23 protein-coding genes are annotated in these 20,762 nt (G+C 38.9%); 5 read left to right on the forward strand and 18 right to left on the reverse strand.

Translation table 11 applies throughout. The features are described 5' to 3' along the window. Positions 1 to 11 precede the first annotated feature (11 nt). From ACN6NE_RS01375 to ACN6NE_RS01390, 4 genes are all read right to left on the reverse strand, one after another. On the reverse strand, positions 12 to 839 hold the full coding sequence (locus ACN6NE_RS01375; RefSeq protein ID WP_129703179.1) for an ABC transporter permease: 828 nt from the start codon (positions 837 to 839) through the stop codon (positions 12 to 14). Then, positions 836 to 1,561 (reverse strand): ABC transporter ATP-binding protein, encoded by a 726-nt coding sequence (locus tag ACN6NE_RS01380; RefSeq protein ID WP_474324176.1) that lies wholly within the window; start codon positions 1,559 to 1,561, stop codon positions 836 to 838. Before ACN6NE_RS01380 ends, ACN6NE_RS01375 begins: the two co-directional genes overlap by 4 nt. Before the next feature lie 63 nt (positions 1,562 to 1,624). Beyond that, entirely contained in the window at positions 1,625 to 1,888 is a 264-nt protein-coding gene (locus ACN6NE_RS01385; protein WP_129703183.1) for a YesK family protein, read from the reverse strand. A gap of 61 nt (positions 1,889 to 1,949) precedes the next feature. Next, complete coding sequence (locus ACN6NE_RS01390; RefSeq protein ID WP_474324178.1) at positions 1,950 to 2,255, reverse strand: hypothetical protein; 306 nt, start codon at positions 2,253 to 2,255, stop codon at positions 1,950 to 1,952. Between the two features lie 567 nt (positions 2,256 to 2,822). Between ACN6NE_RS01390 and ACN6NE_RS01395 the strand changes: the two genes are divergently transcribed. From ACN6NE_RS01395 to ACN6NE_RS01405, 3 genes are read left to right on the forward strand one after another with little or no spacing between them, the layout of a single operon-like run. Next, complete coding sequence (locus ACN6NE_RS01395; protein ID WP_064471916.1) at positions 2,823 to 3,305, forward strand: DUF2975 domain-containing protein; 483 nt, start codon at positions 2,823 to 2,825, stop codon at positions 3,303 to 3,305. A gap of 29 nt (positions 3,306 to 3,334) precedes the next feature. After that, positions 3,335 to 3,814, forward strand: a complete 480-nt coding sequence (locus ACN6NE_RS01400) for a DUF2975 domain-containing protein (protein WP_129703189.1) — start codon at positions 3,335 to 3,337, stop codon at positions 3,812 to 3,814. 10 nt (positions 3,815 to 3,824) lie between these two features. After that, on the forward strand, positions 3,825 to 4,040 hold the full coding sequence (locus ACN6NE_RS01405; RefSeq protein WP_029714934.1) for a helix-turn-helix domain-containing protein: 216 nt from the start codon (positions 3,825 to 3,827) through the stop codon (positions 4,038 to 4,040). Between the two features lie 266 nt (positions 4,041 to 4,306). Here ACN6NE_RS01405 and ACN6NE_RS01410 read toward each other — a convergent pair whose 3' ends face one another. Then, positions 4,307 to 4,726 (reverse strand): GNAT family N-acetyltransferase, encoded by a 420-nt coding sequence (locus tag ACN6NE_RS01410; protein WP_129703191.1) that lies wholly within the window; start codon positions 4,724 to 4,726, stop codon positions 4,307 to 4,309. A 20-nt stretch (positions 4,727 to 4,746) separates the two neighbouring features. On the opposite strand from ACN6NE_RS01410, the gene ACN6NE_RS01415 reads away from it, so the two are divergent. Next, complete coding sequence (locus ACN6NE_RS01415; protein ID WP_474324322.1) at positions 4,747 to 5,100, forward strand: four-helix bundle copper-binding protein; 354 nt, start codon at positions 4,747 to 4,749, stop codon at positions 5,098 to 5,100. A 108-nt stretch (positions 5,101 to 5,208) separates the two neighbouring features. Here ACN6NE_RS01415 and ACN6NE_RS01420 read toward each other — a convergent pair whose 3' ends face one another. After that, positions 5,209 to 6,051, reverse strand: a complete 843-nt coding sequence (locus tag ACN6NE_RS01420) for a LysR family transcriptional regulator (protein WP_129703193.1) — start codon at positions 6,049 to 6,051, stop codon at positions 5,209 to 5,211. A 117-nt stretch (positions 6,052 to 6,168) separates the two neighbouring features. Here ACN6NE_RS01420 and ACN6NE_RS01425 point away from each other — a divergent pair, with 117 nt between their 5' ends. Then, the gene (locus ACN6NE_RS01425) at positions 6,169 to 6,912 is read left to right on the forward strand and encodes an SDR family NAD(P)-dependent oxidoreductase (RefSeq protein ID WP_474324179.1); all 744 of its coding nucleotides are present in this window, start codon (positions 6,169 to 6,171) and stop codon (positions 6,910 to 6,912) included. A 75-nt stretch (positions 6,913 to 6,987) separates the two neighbouring features. Here ACN6NE_RS01425 and ACN6NE_RS01430 read toward each other — a convergent pair whose 3' ends face one another. The 12 genes from ACN6NE_RS01430 to iolD form a co-directional block, all read right to left on the reverse strand. Beyond that, positions 6,988 to 7,719: a nucleotidyltransferase domain-containing protein gene (locus ACN6NE_RS01430; RefSeq protein WP_474324181.1), complete on the reverse strand. Its 732-nt coding sequence runs from the start codon at positions 7,717 to 7,719 to the stop codon at positions 6,988 to 6,990. 62 nt (positions 7,720 to 7,781) lie between these two features. Then, positions 7,782 to 8,723, reverse strand: a complete 942-nt coding sequence (locus tag ACN6NE_RS01435) for a sugar phosphate isomerase/epimerase family protein (RefSeq protein WP_129703199.1) — start codon at positions 8,721 to 8,723, stop codon at positions 7,782 to 7,784. A 248-nt stretch (positions 8,724 to 8,971) separates the two neighbouring features. Beyond that, positions 8,972 to 9,874, reverse strand: a complete 903-nt coding sequence (locus tag ACN6NE_RS01440; protein WP_129703201.1) for an AraC family transcriptional regulator — start codon at positions 9,872 to 9,874, stop codon at positions 8,972 to 8,974. Between the two features lie 119 nt (positions 9,875 to 9,993). Continuing rightward, the gene (locus ACN6NE_RS01445) at positions 9,994 to 10,299 is read right to left on the reverse strand and encodes a hypothetical protein (RefSeq protein WP_129703203.1); all 306 of its coding nucleotides are present in this window, start codon (positions 10,297 to 10,299) and stop codon (positions 9,994 to 9,996) included. 122 nt (positions 10,300 to 10,421) lie between these two features. Beyond that, positions 10,422 to 11,471, reverse strand: coding sequence for a LacI family DNA-binding transcriptional regulator (locus ACN6NE_RS01450; protein WP_474324183.1), 1,050 nt, complete (start codon positions 11,469 to 11,471; stop codon positions 10,422 to 10,424). Positions 11,472 to 11,723: 252 nt separating this feature from the next. Continuing rightward, positions 11,724 to 12,605: a sugar phosphate isomerase/epimerase family protein gene (locus tag ACN6NE_RS01455; protein ID WP_129703207.1), complete on the reverse strand. Its 882-nt coding sequence runs from the start codon at positions 12,603 to 12,605 to the stop codon at positions 11,724 to 11,726. An 89-nt stretch (positions 12,606 to 12,694) separates the two neighbouring features. Continuing rightward, entirely contained in the window at positions 12,695 to 13,732 is a 1,038-nt protein-coding gene (gene iolG, locus ACN6NE_RS01460; protein ID WP_129703209.1) for a bifunctional inositol 2-dehydrogenase/D-chiro-inositol 1-dehydrogenase, read from the reverse strand. A 64-nt stretch (positions 13,733 to 13,796) separates the two neighbouring features. Continuing rightward, positions 13,797 to 14,984 carry an MFS transporter gene (locus tag ACN6NE_RS01465; RefSeq protein ID WP_474324185.1) on the reverse strand — a complete coding sequence of 396 codons (1,188 nt, stop codon included), beginning with the start codon at positions 14,982 to 14,984 and terminating at the stop codon, positions 13,797 to 13,799. A 113-nt stretch (positions 14,985 to 15,097) separates the two neighbouring features. Then, positions 15,098 to 16,555 carry a CoA-acylating methylmalonate-semialdehyde dehydrogenase gene (locus tag ACN6NE_RS01470; protein ID WP_129703212.1) on the reverse strand — a complete coding sequence of 486 codons (1,458 nt, stop codon included), beginning with the start codon at positions 16,553 to 16,555 and terminating at the stop codon, positions 15,098 to 15,100. A gap of 24 nt (positions 16,556 to 16,579) precedes the next feature. Next, positions 16,580 to 17,587 carry a 5-dehydro-2-deoxygluconokinase gene (gene iolC / locus ACN6NE_RS01475; protein WP_129703214.1) on the reverse strand — a complete coding sequence of 336 codons (1,008 nt, stop codon included), beginning with the start codon at positions 17,585 to 17,587 and terminating at the stop codon, positions 16,580 to 16,582. 15 nt (positions 17,588 to 17,602) lie between these two features. Continuing rightward, positions 17,603 to 18,421, reverse strand: coding sequence for a 5-deoxy-glucuronate isomerase (iolB, locus tag ACN6NE_RS01480; protein WP_129703216.1), 819 nt, complete (start codon positions 18,419 to 18,421; stop codon positions 17,603 to 17,605). 95 nt (positions 18,422 to 18,516) lie between these two features. Then, complete coding sequence (iolD, locus tag ACN6NE_RS01485) at positions 18,517 to 20,439, reverse strand: 3D-(3,5/4)-trihydroxycyclohexane-1,2-dione acylhydrolase (decyclizing) (protein ID WP_129703218.1); 1,923 nt, start codon at positions 20,437 to 20,439, stop codon at positions 18,517 to 18,519. Positions 20,440 to 20,762 lie beyond the last annotated feature (323 nt).

Genomic DNA, 20,762 nt, shown 5'->3' on the forward strand with positions numbered 1-20,762 from the left:
CTTCTCTCCTTTTATAGAAATGATTCTTTTTTTCGAATAGCTACATACGTTAAACCGCTAAAAAATAGAACATAAAAACCTAACACGCCGAAATTCCAGCCTACAAACTGCGGTTTTTCTGCCATCATGACTGTAATACCCTGCCATTGAATCATTGGTACGGAAGTAAAAAACAGCTGTCCAAAGAGCTCTTCACTCATCCACTGCTTAAACCCTGTTAATAAATTCGGATACGAAAAGGAAATCAGTATAAAAGCAACCCCAATGCCAACAGCCGTAGTGGTCGTTTTGCTGATGACAGAGATAAAAAACAGCACACAGCATATCGCAACAGTCGTTAAATAGGCATATCCATAGAATGAAAGATTATATAGCAGCGCTTCTTTTATGTTGAAAGCATGACTGTGATAAAACACAAAGTAGCTTTGCGGGTGTTCAAACATCAGAAAGCCTATCGCATAGCTCATACAAAAATACGTAATAAAAAACAGTAAATTAAACAGCATAAGCACTGCGGCTTTCGCTATGATAATTTCTTTAAACGAATACGAGCGTATCATGACCATTCGCAGCTGTCCTGACCGATATTCGCCGGTAACAACCAGCGTAATAAAAACTAAGAACATGGCATTAAAAACGGTAAATAACATTTCAGCTAAGCTCAGCACAGGAAAGTTTCCCGCAAACGTATACTGTGGTAAATCGACTGTGAGTGCTCCATTTTGTTTTTGGAGATAGGAAGAAGCAACTAACAGCACCACCGGCACTAATAGAAAGGTCAGCCACGCCACTTTTCGTTTCCAAAGTCTTTCCCACTCCGCTACTAACAGCTCCTTCATTGTGACACCAGCTCTACAAAGGCATCTTCAAGATTTTTACCGGATGCTAACTGGTCTAGAGCGCCGTCCCACATTAACTCTCCTTCTCTCATCACAACAATTTGATCACATACTCGCTGTAATTCATCCAGCAAATGACTAGAAATCAAAATCGTTTTGTTATAGTCGCGTTTTAAGATAAAAAGCAGCTCGCGCAGTTCACGTACGCCCATTGGATCTAAGCCGTTGGCCGGCTCATCTAGTATCAACAAGTCCGGGTCGCCTAAGAGCGCTTGGGCAATTCCGAGCCTTTGCTTCATCCCAAGAGAATACGTTCGAACTTTATCGTTTTCTCTGCCCGTTAATCCCACGATATCAAGCACTTCTTTTACTCTTTGTTGCCTTTTCTGTTTTGTGTGAAATGAATGCAGGCGAGCTAAATTTGTTAGATTTTCTTTTCCCGTCATATAAGGAAAAAAGATGGGCGACTCTACAATTGCGCCAACGCTTCGCAGCGCTTCTTTTCTTTGTGAAAAAATATGTTTGTTATTAATAAAAACTTCTCCCCCGGTTGGCTTAATCAACCCGGTCAATAAACGAATCAAAGTCGTTTTACCAGCACCGTTAGGTCCTAACAGTCCACATATTTCCCCTTCGTTAATTTGAAACGATACTTCTTTTACTAAGTGACGACGTCTTACTTTTTTCGAAACGCTTTTTACATCTAAAATGATATTTTTCATATTAAATCCCCCCTACACGTAGTATAGGAGGGATTTATAAAGAATTTATAAAGTTTATAAAAATTATTGTACAGGCTTTTTAGCTACGATATAGGATACAAGCGCGAATAAAAGCAAAAACATGGATAAAAACAAATAGCCCGCACCTTCAAAGCCTCTTACCTCTACATAGCCAATGTAAAAAAGAACAGCGGCAGCAATAACGGTTAGCATTGAAGGAAGCATTCTAATGACTTTTTTCCACTTCATCTTTCTGAACAGCCAGGTTACAAGGAGTAAAAGCACACCTGGCAGTAGCGCAATCAATAAAGGACCGCCTATCATCATAATCTATCAACCTCTCTAAATCCTCATCATTCACCTATAATAAAAATAATAAGCTTACGGTTCAGAAATTCCATTCGCAATTGCTAATAAAAAAATTAAGCCAGAAAGCAAAACAAAAAAAGATACTGTTTGCTATAATGCTAAACCACACAAAGCTCGTTTTTTTGGTTCGGACTCCTAAAACTAATGCCACAATAAAGCCAACGTCTATGGCGAAAAACAACCCCAGCGGAATAGTCAAGTCACCGGTTGTACTTGGGAAAATTGAATTTTGCGGAAACAGCCAATTTGCAAAAAACACAACAAATGCAGCCGCCATCAAAATAACTGTCAGTACAATCGGCTTATTTTCCTTTGGAATACTCATTTCAAATACCCTCCTAACTAAAGAAAATAATACCATATAATACTGAATTGAAATATACAGATTACAAAGTCTTAATACCACAAAGAAAAAGAGGACATAGATTTTTATTTACGGGTTCTTTTCTGAGGGGAAAAATTTAATTTCATAATGCATTTTTAGCGTGAATTCACGTTTTTTATTTTCTTGGTATTACTTCTATATTTGCTATTTCCACTTAAATTCAAGCACGAATTCGCATGAAAATTCTCGAATATGGAAATAATTATTTGAATTTAACCGTGAATTATTTAGTGAGTTTTAAGGATATTATTTATTTCAAGTAGGTTCTATCTTTCATTGTTGATTTACTTTATTAAACTGTTTGGAAGTTTTGTTGAACAAGTTGTAAATTCAACATTTTAAAGTAAGAGCATTTCTTTATAATAAGAAATGCTTTTTATTTTGTTTAAAATTAAAAGGATATTTCAATAACAACAATAATATAATAAAAAAACGATAATATTTTATTGTAAAACGATAAATCATATTTTAAATTCGTATTATTATTAAATAAGTGAGGTGTTTTTTATGAATGTTAAACGGGGTTCTACCACTTTCTTAAAGGTAATAATTTTTCTGATTGGAATTGCAGTGCTTGCCGCATGTATATTTTTGTTGCCTGAAGCAGCCAGAAGAGATGCTATAGAGCGTCCTGGTGATTATTCGTTATATCCACTTTTGGTATGTACATATGGAATATGTATTACGTTTTCTGTGGCGTGGTATCAAGCTTTTAAGCTTTTAACCTATATCGAGAAGAATAACGCTTTCTCTGAGTTATCTCTTCAATCTTTGAAGGTAATAAAAAAATGCACTTTTACTGTCATTTTCTTTATTTTGTTAGCAATAGTTTATTTAAGGGCGCATGCTCAATTCACAGGTGATGATGCAGCAGGTCCAATATCTCTAGGTCTAATGGGCATCTTGGCAACAAGTATCATCGCGGCCATTGTGGACGTGTTTCAAAAACCTATAAAGAATGTCATGGATTCACAGCCAAAAAACAATTAACATTTCGAAATATAGGAGAGGTGTTTTTTATGAAGATAGCAACCACATTATTTTTGAAGATAGCAGTTATTCTCATTGGAATTCTGGTTCTCACTTTGTGCATATTTCTGGTTCCTGAACTGGCAGATGCGGTAGCGGATTTCTTAGGTATTCATTCCATAAAATATATCATTTTCATCCTTTTATATGGAGGAACATTCCCTTTTTATTTCGCCCTTTATCAAGCTGTTAAACTGTTGAGTTATATTGACAAGAACATTGCTTTCTCTGAATTGTCTGTTGGAATTTTAATGAGAATCAAATACTGCGCCATTTCTATCTGTAGTTTGCATGTCTTAGGTTTGCCCGTCTATTATCTCGTGGCAGATAAAGACGATGCCCCAGGGCTCATTTTTGTTGGAATGGTCATTCCTTTTGCTTCGTTGGTTATCGCAGTTTTTGCTGCTGTTCTCCAAAGGCTTTTGCAAGAAGCGATTAACATAAAATCAGAAAATGATTTAACGGTCTGAGGTGAAGGATATGGCAATTATTATTAATATTGATGTGATGCTAGCAAAACGAAAAATGAGCGTAACGGAGCTTTCAGAGAGGGTTGGAATTACTATGGCGAATCTTTCCATCCTGAAAAATGGGAAAGCAAAAGCGGTTCGTTTTTCAACATTAGAAGCAATATGTAAGACTTTGGATTGTCAGCCAGGTGATATTTTGGAATACAAAAGCGACGAAGAGAATTAATAATAAAAGACAACAAATTCCTTCAACCATGAGGATTAGGTATTGAAATTAAAATGAAGGGACAGCTTAATTGCTGTCCCTTCTCTGCTTTTATTGATTTATTTAATTAGAGAACTCGATTGAGAATTATATTGATAAAAAAAGTGTGATGCGATTTGCAATGTTTGCACCTCAAAAGGGAACACGTTAGATTTTTCTACATCCTCTTTATTATTCATTTAGTACATACTCTAAAATGTCACCCAGTTGACAATCTTAGACATAGCTCATTTCAAATATTCTTCCGCTAAATCTGGGTTTAAATAGCGTGCCATACCAGTTTTCATTTTACGAAACCCTGTTTTTCTATAAAACTCTTCATTACCTGCTGTGGAAATAAGGTGAACGCAGGAAATATCATCAAGCTGAGCAAGCAGGTTTTTTATAATTTGCTGCCCAATTCCTTTGTTCTGATAGTGCTCGTCAACCACAACATCATAAATGGCAGCATTAAACACACCGTCTGAAATAGCTCTGCCAAACCCTGCTATGTTATCTTCATCATAAGCGATTGCTACTACGTTGCTTGATTGAAATACTTTTTTAATCTTTTTTTCATCATGGTTCTTCCACCCGACAGAGCGGTAAATTTCTTTCATTCTGGACCACTCAACGTTTTCTATAGAACTGGAAAGGAAAATCTTCATAGAACCTACTCCTTTTGTTTTTGTATAAACTATTTCTGTTTTTAAAAACAAAAGTCCTTGGTGAATCATTTATTCAAACGCTGCATGACTGTATGAGCGCATGCAACCATTGTTTTGATGCTGGTCTAAAAGAAGAAAATGTAGGGATGATGGTGGATTGTATCCGTTTTGACCGAGAATGTGCAGATATTTGCGGGTATTTGGAACAAGCTCTAGAAAGAGGAACGCCTTTCGCTGCTGAACTGGCTGGAGTTTGCGCCGAAATTTGCGAAAAATGCGGAAATGAGTGTAAGAAACACGATCATGACCACTGTCAAAAATGTGCGGAAGCCTGCTTGAAATGCGCGGATGAATGTAGAAAATTAGCTGCATAATCTTAGGAACACAAAAAAGTTTAGAACCCTTGAAGCGCATTTCAGGCATTAAGGGTTCTTTTTAATGTACTAGACAAGAGAAGACATCACGCCACCTCAAGACAGAATCTATAGACTCCCTAAAAAATGAATAAACTGTTTAAGACTTTGAGAGCGCTGCTTCCCTTTCTTTACTACAAAATCAATATGAACGTCTTCTGAAAGCTCTTGATATTCAATGCTTTTCATATCACCACGAGAATTTACTACGCTAGCGGGGACTACACTTATTCCAAGTCCATCGCGGACGCCTTGTAAAATAGCTTCTAATGAATCAAATTCCATGATGTTGGCTTTATGTATATGATGTTCTTTTGAAAACTCTAATAGTCTGTTTCTATAGATGCAGGTTACATCACTATTGATGAGTAGCGTTGGTTGGTCTTTTTCTTCTCTAGCTTCATATCGAGGTGAGATAAGCACCATTTTTTCTGCATAGTGATAAACCGTTTCAAACTGAGCCTCGTTATAGGTACCGCTAAGAAAAAGTCCGTCAATTTCTCCGTACGAAAGCATTTCTTGCAAGACTTGTTTTCTATCTGTTTTTATTTTAACTTCAATATTTTGATGTTCTTTCAGAAAAGACGAGAACAAATAAGGAACTTTAGTAGCAGAAACCGTCTGCGAGGCGCCAATGGTCAAGGATCTTTTAAACTTATTCGGATTAACTTCTCCTTTAGCTTCCTCCATTAAACGTAAAATACGCTGGGCGTAGTTGAGCAAAGCTTCCCCTTCATTTGTTAACGTGACTCCTCGATTCGTACGTATCAATAATTTGGTGTCTAATTCTTCCTCTAGATTTTTAATCCGCTGGCTGATATGCGGCTGCACATATCCTAATATCTCCGCAGCTTTTGATAGGGACTTTGATTCTGCCACACATTTGAAAATTCGTAAGTCTTGGCTTTCCAATTTTAATTCCTCCGTTGATATCATTTTAAATGATACCTCTCTTAGTATTACCTATTATATCCTTTTTTCCATCGAAGATATAATAAAAGATGTTAAGAGAAAGGAAGGTTTATAGAAATGATCGATTTTAAAAATAAAGTATTTATTATTACGGGCGGCGGCACTGGTATAGGCAAAGCAACGGCTTTAAAGTTGGCTGACATGGGCGCGAAACTTGTTATAAATTACAGCAACTCAGAAAAAGAAGCCAAAAAAGTTGTGGAGAAAATTATAGAGAAAGGAGGTCTGGCTTTTGCTTTTAAAGCGAATGTAGCCAACGAGCATGAAGTGAATGAAATGGTCTATCAAGCCATTACACAATTCGGACGGTTAGATGGTTTAGTGAATAATGCTAGTATTACAGCTCAAATCCCTATGAATGACTTAGAGTCTGTAACTGATGACGTATGGGACTCTTTATATGATGTAAACGTAAAAGGCATGTTTCACTGTGTAAAAGCAGCCGTTCCACATTTGAAAAAGCAAAAGTCAGGAGCGATTGTTAATGTAGGAAGTGTTGCGGGTACAACTGGAATCGGCTCGTCTATTCCCTATGCAGCGACAAAAGCAGCGATTCATACAATGACTAAGTCGTTAGCCATTGCCTTAGCACCCCATATTCGAGTAAACTGCATCTCTCCTGGTGCAGTCGACACAAGATGGTGGTCCGGCAACGAAGATAAAATGTATCAGCTGGCAGGAAATCTACCTCTTCAGCGCATTTCTTCTCCTGAAGATATCGCAGATGCTATTCTGTTTCAATTAAAGCAAGAGTCCGTGACAGGCCAAGTGTTTACGATTGATAACGGGCAAACTCTTTAAGCAGACGTGAATATTCCTAAAAAACAACCCCCACTACTAGCAAGAAATAGTAGTGGGGTTATAACGAGCACTATGCTACTGATTCAACCCTTCTTTCCCCAGTGAAAATCCTTCAAACAGCCGGCCTCCATATGGTGCTAACACTTTATCAACTAGTTGAATCACTTTATCTTTACTCCCTGTTTTATAAAAGATTTCAAATGCCTCCACAAACTCTTTATTAAAGCTTTTATTGTAGTTATCCAAAGACCGTACAATCCATTTAGAATCACCGATCCAATGACCGTTTGTTCTTAAAACAAATTCATGCGTTATGTAAGCGAGCGTGTTAGCAATAAAAAGTGCTTCACCTGTATTTGAAGAACCGATTAAATCATCTAAGGCACCACTTATAAAATATCTTTTTAATCTAATTGTCTCTTCCGGCCATTTTTCCGGGCCTTTTTCTAGTAAGTGTTTTGCTTCTTCTTTTATAGACTGAACCACTCCTTTATCCGCTAAAATAATTCCCTCGGAAATCATTCTCGGTAGTGACGGTCTAGCCCTCTTACAGTCGCTTTTAAAAAAGGCTTGATATGAAGTCAGATTATGAGCAAAAACTTCAATTGCCCATCCAAATTCAATGAGCGACTCCCTAAAAGAAGAGGTAAAGCTATCGTCAAAAATAACAAGATCAAGGTCGGACGTGCACGTAGCTTCTCCTCTCACCACGCTTCCAGCGAGTAATGCACCTTGACAGTTAGGGTAATGTTTAAAAATGAATTGTGTAGCTGCTTGCAGCGGTTCTAACCTTTTTAGCTCTTTCATCGTATTCCTCCAGAAAATGATATATATTGTTTTTCTGGTTAGAACGTGGAAATTCCTTTAAATTAAAAGCTAAGCGTTTGTTTTAATGCCTCAACTGAAGTTCGAAACCCTGCTTCAACTGACATCGTTAAATCTTCCATTTCTAAAGAAACTTCTTCATCATAGCCCATCATCTTAACAACGGAGAAAAACTCTTTCCACCACTGTAAATCTTGACCACAGCCTACGGCCACGTAATTCCAGGCTCTATTTGCTACATCCGTCACTTCTTTTGTTTCCATCACTCCGTTTACTCCTGATAGATGTCGCTCAAGGCGCACGTCTTTTCCATGAACATGGTGAATGGCTGCTCCTAGTTCTCTAGCTGACAAAATCGGATCCGCGCCCATCCAGATTAAGTGGCTTGGATCTAAATTTAATCCTACGATAGGTCCCACCGCATTACGAAGTTTAAATAACGTTTCAGGGTTATAGACTAGTTGAGAGCTGAAGTTTTCAAGAGCGATTTTTTCGATACCGCAGGCTTCAGCTTTCCTAACGAGTTCTTTCCAGTAGGGGATGGCTACTTCATTCCACTGATAATCTAAGATATCTTTTAACACTGGTGGCCAGCTTACCGTATAGGTAATCCAGTTTGGAATTTTGTCTTCAGAACTTCCAGCTGGTAATCCGCTCATCATGATCACTTTCTTTATACCTAATAATTTTGCCAGTTCAAACGTCTTATCCGTTACTTCCCGATGTTCTCTTCCCAGTTCACCTGGATCTAAAGGATTTCCAGAACAATTTAACGCACAAAGCTTGACGTTACGCTTTTCTAATGCGTGTAAAAATTCACTTCTCTTATCATCACTTTCTACTAATTCATTTAGTTTCAAATGGGGTGCCGGCGACCAACCCCCTGTGGTCATTTCGATCGTATTGATTCCCATCTCTGCGATTACATCTAACATTTCTTCAAAAGGCAAATGTCCTAAACTGTCTGTTACATAAGATAATTTCATCGTCTTCTCCTCCTAAAAAACTCGTCTGCAGCTTTTAATCTCAACAAGCTAAAAACACTAATTGTAAACGCTTTTATTCAACTTCTATAAAGTATAGCTGTATTATATAATCTTGAATCTTAACCGTCTTTGTTTTAAGAAGACTGCTTTTTATCTTTTCAGGACATTTTTGAATCCAGGTTAATTTTATTCAATAAAAATAACTCTCCTCTGCTTGTGACACATGACCGTAAGCAAAGAAGAGTTGGCTAATCTTTATATGCAGTTGTTTTTAATTTTGTATATAGAGAACGAAAACGTCCTGGCGAGCTGCGCATCGAAGCAGTAAAAACACGCGTAAAGTAGTGAACGTCTGGAAACCCTGTTTCTTGAGCAATATCTCTAATCGATAAATCAGTGGTTTTGAGCAGTATCGCAGCTCTTTGAATTCTTTCATTTTGTACATATTCCGAGTAGCTGACACCTAATTCAGTTTTAAATAGACGAGACAGATGCCGGCTAGATAGATGTAAATGAGTCGCTGTATCCGTAAGTTTAATAGAATTGGCTAGATTATCTTTAATATATAATTTTGCAAGATTAAGGGTTAAAGAAGATGTCTTTTGAACAGCTTTCTGATGATGGTAATTTAAAGGGAAAACAAAAGTATTTATGAGCGAAACAATAAGAGAATGAGCTAAATTTGTCAGTATTTCTTCAAAAAAGATACCTTCACTTTTTGTTGCATGGTTCAAAAGAGACTTCCAAATGAACGGAGCAGTTCCATCTTCTTTTACATCTATCACTACTCTAGAACATCGTTTAGCTTCTTCTATTAGTGTGATGCACTTTTCAGTTGATTCCGATTCAATCAGGTCAAAGCCTACATACAAGAGAAAAAGACCAGTATCGCTTTTTATGTGGTGTAATACCCCGGGCCTTGAAAGGAATATTGTATTTTCTTTTATCAGATAGGGACGCCCATCGTCTATATAAGTTCCCTTCCCTTCAAGTACGTAACACACCTCAAAGAAAGAATGCTTATGAGGGACATTATCATAGTGCTTGGGCATAACTCCCCAGTAGTGAACATGAAAAGACACTCCGTTTCCTTGTGTACGATGGACACGTTCATTTAAAGAAATTTTCCCTGCGATAAGATTAGCTGTCACATGCTCCACCTCCTTCTTATCTGAAGGAACCTGTAATTTATAAGAAATTTCAGAATTCAATACGTATTAAAATCTACACCTGATTTATGATAATGAACAGCAGTTTTATATCTGACAACTTAGCTAGTTATCGAAGAAGGTTTTATTTCTTTAATTGTTTTGACGATAAACACCGGAACAGGCAGCAGACTGAGTTTTCCTAATGAAGTAATGATGCGAATATACTTCATTTCACCTTCCACATCAATTTCATCTCCGATATTCCAGCATTCCATTGATTTTTTACTAAGAACAGGAAGGATTTTCAGCACATCACCATCAAAGGAGATGTTATCTTTCACCTCTAAAAAAGAAAGGTGATCCATTCTTTTATAGTTATGCTTTGGATATGTTCTTTTTTTGAATACCGTTCCCGTAATCCTCACTAAAGTCACCTTCTTTTTTTTATCAAATTATCAATTCCGCTTTGCTGTAAACAAGAAAAGACAAAGTTGATGGCTTCTCTTGTTTACTTCTCAGCAAAAAACATCATAGCATTTAAACAGCACTAGTTAATTTTCTTAGCTGAGCCTTCAAGCTGGATAAAATTTTTTACTGTAGATTTACTTCCGCAAGACTCGCGTACAATTAGTTCATCTTTTAATACAAACTTTTTTTGTTCTAACGCTTTTCCGCTCATTAATCCAAGCAATAATTCCATCGCTTTTTTTCCAATTTCATATTTAGGCTGCTCAATTGTTGTAATATGAGGTTCAATGATATCCGACATTTTTGAGTTATCAAACCCTACTACAGCTATGTCTTCAGGCACTTTTAACCCGCTGTCTTTTGCGGCTTTTATCGCTCCTATCGCCATTTCATCGTTAAAAACAAATACGGAAGTTGGCCGTTGTTCTAACGATAATAAGCGAATCATTTGATGATAACCGGACTCTAAGCTAAAATCTCCTTCTTGAATAAAAGCGGAATCCACGGGTAAATCGTGACTAATCATCGCTTGGCGGTACCCTTTTAATCGATCACGGCTTAAGATAACATTCATAGGACCAGTGATATGCGCAATTTTGGTATGCCCAAGGCTTATTAAATGCTCCGTTATTTTTCGTGCCCCGCTAATATTATCAATAGATACGGTAGAAATATCTAAGCCATCAATATACTCGCACGCAAGAACCGTAGGGAACTGTCTGGAGACTTGTTCAATTCTGTCTTTATTCATGCGGGCTGTTAGAAGGATCATGCCGTCCGCTTGCTTTTGGAATAATAAATCAACAAACTCTCCTTCTCGCTCAATGTCGTTTTCTGTATCTCCTAAAATTACTCGGTAGCCGCTTTTAATGGCCGTATGCTGAATTCCTTTAAGAACTTCAGAAAAAAACGGGTGGGTAATATCAGGAACAACTACTAAAATGGTTTTTGTTTCTTTTTTTCTGAACTGTCTTGCGATGATATGGGGCTGATAATTTAATTCTTCAATGGCTTTTAAAACTTTTTCCTGCGTTTCTTTGCTTACTAGGTGGGGCTGACTAAGAACTCGCGAGACAGTAGCTGGAGCTACATTAGCTAGTTTGGCCACATCACTCATTTTAACTGACATACGTTCACTCACCTTTATCTGTAGTAATTAACATTTTATAATAAAAAGTTCTATCCGTTTTGCATCTATCTTTATTATACATTACTAGCATAATAAAGCCTCTCTTTATCATCATGGTGGGGGCCGAATAGAACAATTAAGACTATTTTAAACTAGCTATGCCCACAAGTTCTGATCTTCTTTCAAGCATAAACCATGAAAAGTGATGCAAAACATATCTTTTTATGCTTCGCATCACTTCAGTCAATCACGTTAAATGTTTAGACTTTCTTTAATATTTAATCCTTCTCTAATTGACTTTAACGTTACTTCGTTTGACCATTCCGGTCGATCAGGGTAGGCAAATACAGAGTTTGTTACGATGCCGTCAAATTTAATTTCTCTTAATTTGCGATACAGTGCGTCAAAATCAATTTCTCCTTCACCAGGATTTAAATGCTGGTGAATCGTTACCTTCGCATCAGGCGGATTTACAATATAGCGCAGTCCAAACGCTGCTTTATGGTTAAGCGTATCAGCAATCAGAACGTGTGCAAGCAAATCACCTGCTTCATCAATATGCTTTGCTACATCGCCAATGCCATCGTCATAAAAGAAAGCATGAGGGACAGAATAAACTAATTTAATCCAGTCTTTATCCAGCGCACGAATCATTGCAATAGCTTCTGTGTTTAACTCAATAAAATCATTTGGATGCGATTGGAGGTTAAGCTTAATTCCTTCTTTTTCAAAAATTGGCATCAGCTCTTCCATCGATTTAACAAAAGCCGCTTCGCTTTCAACAGGCCGGCTCTTGTCGCCGCTGAATTCACTGTTCATTAAATCTACTTCCAGCTCAGAAGTAATTTCAATTGTACGCTTCCAGTTTCTTACTGCCGCTTCACGCTCCTGCTCATTTGGTGAAGACCACTGCTGCACCGGAAGTACAGAAGAAATTTTCACCCCAGCATCGGCACAGTATCTTTTTAAGTCTTTTATACGCTGTTTATCAACTTTTGGGTATTCATAAAACCAAATAAAATCTTTGCGCGGAGATAACTCTACGTATTCATAACCTAATCTTGCAACTGTATCAATCGTATCTTTTAAACTTGTATTGTCACGGTAATGTGACGGATCATATGCTAAACGCAATGTAAAACTCCCCTTTCTTTTATGCACACCAGACGTGTCCATCCCCTAAGTTTTAATTAAGCTGTGTTGTAAACAAAACGTTTTTATGCTTACAGTTTGCCTGCTGCGGTTAATGTTTTATGATAGAAATCAGGACGTTCGCCTAACGAAATAGGAACAATGTTTCCTGATTTTTTTGCTTCTAAGCAAGCATCTGAAGTAACGGCCGCAACGTAACCATCCCAAGCAGTTGGTCCATTCACTTCGCCTTTAAGCGTTGAGTTAATCCAGTCTTGAAGCTCTGTATCATAAGAGTCAATGAATCGATCTTTCCAATCTACTAAAATTTCAGTAGATTTTTTTGCTTCACTGCGCAACACGACGCTTGAAGGTTCAGGTAAATTAGCGATTCCTGTTTCTCCTACTACTTGACATTGAATATCATAGCCGTACTGGCAGTTTACAAAAACCTCAGCATCAATTCGAACGCCTTGCTTCGTTTCAAGCAGCACCATAATTGGATCTTGCAGATGTTCAAGTGCCTTGCTCGTTTTTCGCGGCGCCACGATTTGAACCGATACATAATCGTCATTTAATAACCAGCGCAAAACGTCAATTTCATGGATGAATGTATCAACGATTGACATATCGCCCGTGTATGTATCAGGTACCGTAGGGTTTCTGTGTGCGCAGTGAACCATTAGTGCTTCACCAATTTGCCCGCTTTCAATCACTTTCTTTAAAGCGCGATACCCTGTATCGTAGCGGCGCATATAGCCAACTTGCACCAATGGCTTGCCGTGTGTAATTTCAGCGTCAACGATTCTTTTGCAGCCTTCTGCCGTGGTAGCAAGCGGCTTTTCGCAAAATACAGGTTTTCCAGCTTGAATCGCTGCCAGTACAAACTCTTCGTGCGTCGGCCCCCAAGAAGTCACAACAACTGCATCTACTTCTTCTGATTTAATTAACTCATGTCCATCATCGTAAATAACGGCATCCAAGTTTTGATTTTTTACAATAGCTTTTGCTTGTTCTTGATTTACATCCGTAACCGCAACAATTTTGCCCCCTGATAACGTATTTGTAATTCTTCTAATATGATCTTGTCCGATTGCTCCTGTTCCAATAACACCAATTTTCAACACCATAATCTATGGCCTCCTTTAATATGTGAGCTTTAAAAATAGAAATAGATGCTTGCTTCCATACGTTTTATTTTGCTTTAAAGATTTTATATGACGATGGTTTTTTATCCCATGCTGCTGCAAAAGCAGTAGCGGTTAACCCTAAGGCTGCTGCAAAAAAGAAGCCTGCTTTAAGTCCCATCCAAGAATTTAATATTCCTGCAGCAAAAGGACCTCCGAATATTCCTAACGCATACAGCGCTTGGTAGCCTCCCATCGCCGTAGCTCTTTTTTCTACAGCTATTCTTTCAATAGACATTCCTAGCATAAGAGGAAACACTAATCCTAATGAAAAACCGTTCACACTTTGAATGATACAAAGCAAAAGTTTATTTTCCGTCATAGGAATCATACAGGTAAAGAATGCAGCCAGAAAAAATGCGGCCTTCAAGATGCTCCATTTTCCAAATCGCCAAACAAATAGCTTTTCCATAATAAGAGGAGCAGCTGCATGAGGGATCATAAAGGAAAAAACAATCAAACTCAGCTCGCTCTCTTTAAATCCTGCGCTTAAGGCGTACGCAGGAGTAAAACCAAACATGGTCGTGAAAATAATGCTGTGTGCTAAAATAGACAGCAGCGAAATTTTTAATAGTGACGGCTCTTTTATTACGCTCATTAATTCTTTAAGCTTTATAGGCGATCTCTTTACGTTCTCTTTAGGCTCGTAAATGAAAAGAGAAAGAATAGCGCCTATTACACTCAAGACCGTCCCTATCCAAAACGGAGCGTGCCATCCCCACTCACTTACAATGTAACCGCTTAAACTCATACCCAAAAGCTGAGCCAAAACCACTATAAATGAGATAATATTCATAGCACGAGTGGTTTTTTCACGTTCAAAGTAGCTTGAATATAAAATCGTAAAGGCAACCCACGTTCCCGCTGCCAATCCAGCCAAGCAGCGTGATATAAACACGCCTATTAAGCTGTCGGTCAACGAAAATAGCAGGCAGCTTGACATGCTGGCTATCATGCCGAAGATAACAAACGGTTTTCTCATTTTCACAAAGTCTGAAAAGATCCCGAGCGGAAGGCGACATAACAGCTGCATGAGTCCATAGCTGCTTAACACTAAACCAATAAAGGCATACTTGCCTCCTAGCCCTTCCATATAAGGAGACAAAATAGGTACGTAAATAAACTGCGAGAACCAAAAGATAAACGAAACAGCTGCAAAAAGATACTTATCTTTGACGGTACTTGTAGCGCTCAACTAATCACTTCCATTTTGTTACTACGAAAAAACCGACTTTTATTTTTTTATTAGATTGTACTACAGGGTACTAGCAAATGTCGCTAGCATCCCATAGTACGATAAGTGAATTCTTAGTAGCGTGCCGTAACCATTTTCTTTCTTGTATAAAACTCTACGCCGTCCGTACCGTTGGCATGGAGATCGCCGTAGAAAGAGTCTTTCCAGCCTGAGAATGGGAAGAACGCCATAGGTGCCGGCACCCCTACATTCACTCCTAGCATGCCTGACTCAATATTTTCACGGAACTCGCGTACGCTTGCGCCGCTGTCTGTATAGATACAAGCTCCGTTTGCGAATCGAGAGTTATTGGCAACGTCAATTGCTTCTTCTAACGTTTTTACACGCACGATAGAAAGCACCGGTGCAAAGATTTCGTCTTGCCAGATTTTCATTTCTTGTGTAACGTTATCAAAAATAGTTGGTCCAACAAAATAGCCGTTCTCTTTTACCGCATGATCTTCACGGCCGTCACGAACTAAGCGAGCTCCTTCTTCTATGCCAGATTCAATATAGCTGAGCGTACGTTCTTTATGGTTTTCGCGAATAACCGGTCCTAAGAAAACATCTTTTTCTAATCCGTTTCCGATTACGATGTTGTTTGACTCTTGAACGAGTCGTGAAATTAATTCATCTGCCACGTCTTCTTGCACCGTTACGACAGATGCTGCCATGCAGCGTTCACCTGCTGATCCGAAAGCGGCTCCGATAATTTGTTTTGTTGCTACGTTCAAATCTGCATCATTTAATACAATTGAATGGTTTTTAGCACCGGCTAATGCTTGAACACGCTTTAAGTTTTCCGTACCTTTTTTATACACATATTCAGCTACTGGCTGTGAACCTACAAACGAAATTGCTTTCACTAATTTATGTTCAAGAAGGCCATTTACCACATCATGCGCGCCGTTTACAATGTTTAATACGCCTTTTGGCAATCCAGCTTCTTCAAATAATTCTACTAATCTTGCAGCTAAAAGCGGCGTGCGTTCAGACGGCTTTAATACAAATGTATTACCGCAAGCAATTGCAAGAGGGAACATCCAGCAAGGAACCATCATCGGGAAGTTGAACGGCGTGATCCCGCCAATAACACCGATTGGATAACGATACATGCCAGACTCAATGCCAGTTGCAATATCAGGAAGCTGTTTTCCCATCATTAACGTAGGAGCACCTGCTGCAAATTCTACGCATTCAATTCCGCGCTGTACTTCGCCGCGCGCTTCGTTAAAGCTTTTTCCGTTTTCAAGCGTCACAAGCTTCGCTAATTCGTCCCAGTTATCTACTAATAGCTGCTGATATTTAAATAGAATACGCGCACGTTTTGGCACGGCTGTTTTTGCCCATCCTTTGAAGGCTTCATTCGCAGCTTGTACCGCTTGATCTACATCTTCTTTTGTTGAAAGAGGCACCTCTGCAATGACTTCACCCGTTGCAGGGTTATAAACTGGTTCTGTTAGACTTGTAGATGAATCCACCCATTCGCCGCCAATATAGTTTTTTACTGTTTTTACTGTTGTTTGTGTCATGTTCATTCTCCTCTCAATTTTTGATTACGCTTGTTGCAGAACTTCTTCCGCTGTATCCATAAACTGCTTAATTTCTTCTACAGTTGGCATCGCATCTGAAGAACTGTGTTTTGAAATAACGATAGAAGCAGAAGCACCGCCAAATCTCATCGCTTCAGGAATTGTAAACCCTTGCATTAACCCGTAGATAAAGGCAGATGCGTAGGAGTCGCCAGCTCCAAATGTTTTGAGCACTTTCGTTTTAAAGATGCCGCCTCGATGAGACTGGCCGTCTTTTGTATAAGCAATCGACCCTTCTCCTCCATGCTTGATTACGACAATCTTAGCATGATGAGAAAACCATCGTTCAGCTGTAACTTGATCATTTGATTCTTCATAATTTAAAAGCTTTTCCATCATATCGAATTCTTCTCGCGTACCGATAATCACGTCTGATTTTTCAGCCGCTAAATTATAGTAGACGGCAGTCTCAGCTTCTGACTCCCACGTATACGGACGGTAGTCGACATCAAATAATACAACTACGCTATGTTTTCTCGCGTATTCAAGAGCAAGAAACACAGCTTCTCTTGAAGGACTTTTAGCAAGAGCCGTTCCAGAGATAAGCAGCGCTTTTGATTGCTTAATATACTCTTCAGAAACTTCTGTTGGATCAAGCTTTAAGTCTGCCACATTATCACGGTACATCAGGATGCTGCACTCTTCAGGACTTTTAATTTCAGTAAAGGCGAGTCCCGTTACGGCCCCTGTTTGATCAACTACAATACCTTCAGTGTTAATGTTATTTTGGTTTAAATATCTAGTGCTGAAGCGGCCCATTTGGTCATTTGACACTTTTCCAATAAAGCCTGTCTTCATTCCAAGCCTAGAAAGACCAATGGCGATATTAGCAGGAGATCCTCCTACGTATTTTGTAAACGTCATCGTTTCTTCCATCGGGCGATTAAATTCATTTGCATTTAAGTCGATGCAAAGCCTTCCTACTGCAAGAAGGTCAAATCGCTTTTGTGAATCAAATGTTAAATAACTCATACTCGCGTCGTCTCCTTACTTTAATGCTAATTTTTCTTCCATAATCCATTCATGATCTTTGCTATTATTAAATTTCCATGTTCGCACAGGACCAGCCATGACGTTCAAATAATAAACTTCATAACCTGGAGGCGCAGATACCGGGTGATAGCCTTTAGGAACCAAGACTGCATCTCCATCTTTAATGACCATTGTTTCGTCTAAAGATTGATCGTCCGTATATACTCGTTGAATCGCAAATCCATGTCCTGGGTTGACTTTATGATAATACGTTTCCTCTAAATACGATTCGTGCGGCAAGTTGTCTTGATCGTGCTTATGAGGAGGATAGCTTGACCAGTTTCCTTCCGGCGTAAACACTTCCACTACTAGCAGACTATCGGCCGGCTTTTGTTCTGGAAGAATGTTATGGACTTGTCTCGCGATATTTCCTGCTCCGCGATGCTCTACGCCCACATCCTGCGGCGCAATTAAACGAGCAGGGTATGTACCTTTTCCAGGCGCTGCGCACACCGCAATTTCTAAGTCGGTTACAGCTTCTACTTCATAGTGATCATCATTTGATACATATACGGAGTACGGAGGGATTTTTTCAAAGATATTCATTCGCTGTCCAATGTTTTCCCATTTCTCTTCTTTTGTAGAAACGTTGGACTTACCGGTTAAAATCACAATACAAATCTCTTGATTTTCCGTGTTCTTTTTAAGCTTCTGACCTTTTTTTAATGAGTAAACGTCAAAGCCAATGTACTCCCATCCTGCAGATTCCGGCGTGATGCTTAGTACGTTTCCATCACTGTCAGCTGTTTTTGTTGGTACGATTAAATCAGCCATTACTTTCCACACCTTTCTATGTCTTATTTTTTAACGTGTTTATGCTAGGGACACTCTTTAACCGAGTAAGCTAAAGCTTCTAGTTTTTTAAGAGCTTAATATTTTCTTGCTTTTTGCAACTGATTTTCTTTGCCTTCAAACGCCGTTTGAACGTCTGAGCTTTCAGATACGGCTGCTACTCCTACATGCCACCAGGAATCGTAGCCGTCCGTCATTGTTTTTGGAAGAACTTTAATGTCAATCAGTGTACTAACACTTTGCTTTTTTGAATCTTCAATGGCATATTCAAGCTCTTCCATCGTATACACTTCGTATGTTTTTGCTCCGTACGCAGCTCCAGATTGAGCAAAGTTGATGCGCATAATATCTCCATCAAGCTGCCCCGTCCGTGGATTACGAACGCGGAATTCTGTGCCAAAGCTTTCAATTCCATTATCCATCTGCAAGTTGTTAATGCAGCCAAAGCCGGAATTATCAAAAAGAACAATATTTATTTTAATTCCTTCTTGAATGCTCGTTACCAGCTCACTATGAAGCATTAAGTAGCTTCCGTCTCCTACCATTGCATACACTTCTTTATCCGGCTCAGCCATCTTAGCGCCCAAGGCAGAAGCAATTTCATAGCCCATACATGAATATCCATATTCAAGATGATACGTATTACGTTCATTTGAGATCCACATGCGCTGAAGGTCACCCGGGAGGCTTCCCGCTGCACATGTAATAATAGAATCAGGTGCAATTAGTTCGTTTACTTTACCAAGCACAGTCGTTTGGACAAGTTCGGTGCTTAGGCTATCTTTATACTCCGACAGGCTTTGATCAAAATGCCCTTTAATTTCCGGAATAAATTCTTCGCCTGTGTATGCAATATTTTTTAAACGAGTCAGCTCTTGATTCCACTCTGATTTAGCTTCTTCAATTTCAGTTTCATAGCCTGATTTATAGCCTTCTAATGCAGACGAAAGAGCTTCAAGACCCACTTTGGCATCCGCGACAATTTTAGTAGCCTCCAATTTTGATGCGTGAAATTCAGAAATGTTAATGGTTAATACATCCGTCTCAGCGTAAAACAGCTTTGAAGAAGTCGTAAAATCTGTAAAACGTGTACCCACGCCAATAATTAAATCCGCTGATTGCGCTATTTTATTAGCAGCGCTGTTACCCGTTACGCCAACTCCTCCTAAATTTAAAGGATGATTACTTTCAAGACCGCTTTTTCCAGCTTGCGTTTCGCTAAATGGAATATGAAACTTTTCAGCAAATGCAGCAAATGCATTCGCAGCCTCTGAATAACGAACGCCGCCGCCTAAAATAAGAAGAGGCTTTTTCTTTGATTTAATCAGCTTCACTGCATTTCTAATACTTTCTTGCGAAGGCTCGCGGCGTTCAATAAGATGGGTACGCTCACGGAAGAAACTTTCTGGAAAATCCCACGCTTCCCCTTGTACATCCTGCGGCAGCGCGATTGTAACGGCTCCTGTATCTGCCGGATCTGTTAATACACGCATCGCATTGATCATAGCCGACATCAGCTGTTCTGGACGGCTGACTCGATCCCAGTACTTGCTGACGGACCGGAAAGCATCATTTGTAGAAAGAGATAAATCATGCGTTTGTTCAATTTGTTGAAGAACCGGGTCAGGCTGGCGAGTGGCAAACACATCGCTTGGCAAAAGCAGCACCGGAATATTGTTTGCAGTAGCTGTCGCAGCCGATGTAACCATATTCGCTGAGCCTGGACCAACGGAAGAAGAGCAGGCCATGATTTGCTTTCGATGTTTTTGTTTTGCAAAGGCTACTGCAGCATGAGCCATTCCCTGCTCGTTTCTGCCTTGATACACTTCAAGCTCGCCTGGGTTTTCCTGCAGCGCTTGCCCGATCCCAACCACATTTCCATGTCCAAAAATGGTGAATACTCCTTTGATGAAGCGCTCTTTTTTTCCATCAAACTCTACATATTGCTGATTTAGAAATTTTACTAAAGCTTGACTCGTTGTTAACCTTATCGTTTTCATATACCTTCCTACCTTATCTTCTGAAATTAATCACCATCAGATTGATTTTTCTACCCTTTTTTCATATTTTTAGATGAAATCGATTTCATTTAATGTGATATATGAGGTTCTATCCTCTTACTTCATGGCTTTTTCCTTTGTTTCAGCTGCTATTTAGCGATGAGACAAATACTTTCAACCCCTGCACTTTTTAACGCTTGAAGATGGAGAAAAGCTCGAAAATTCATCATAAATTCCACTTTCAAATGAAATCGATTTCATTTGGTGTTAAAAAAATATTTTTCAAACTCCATCCTTAACTTCCCCATCATTTTTTTATGCTC

Source organism: Priestia sp. 53B2 (assembly GCF_056099005.1).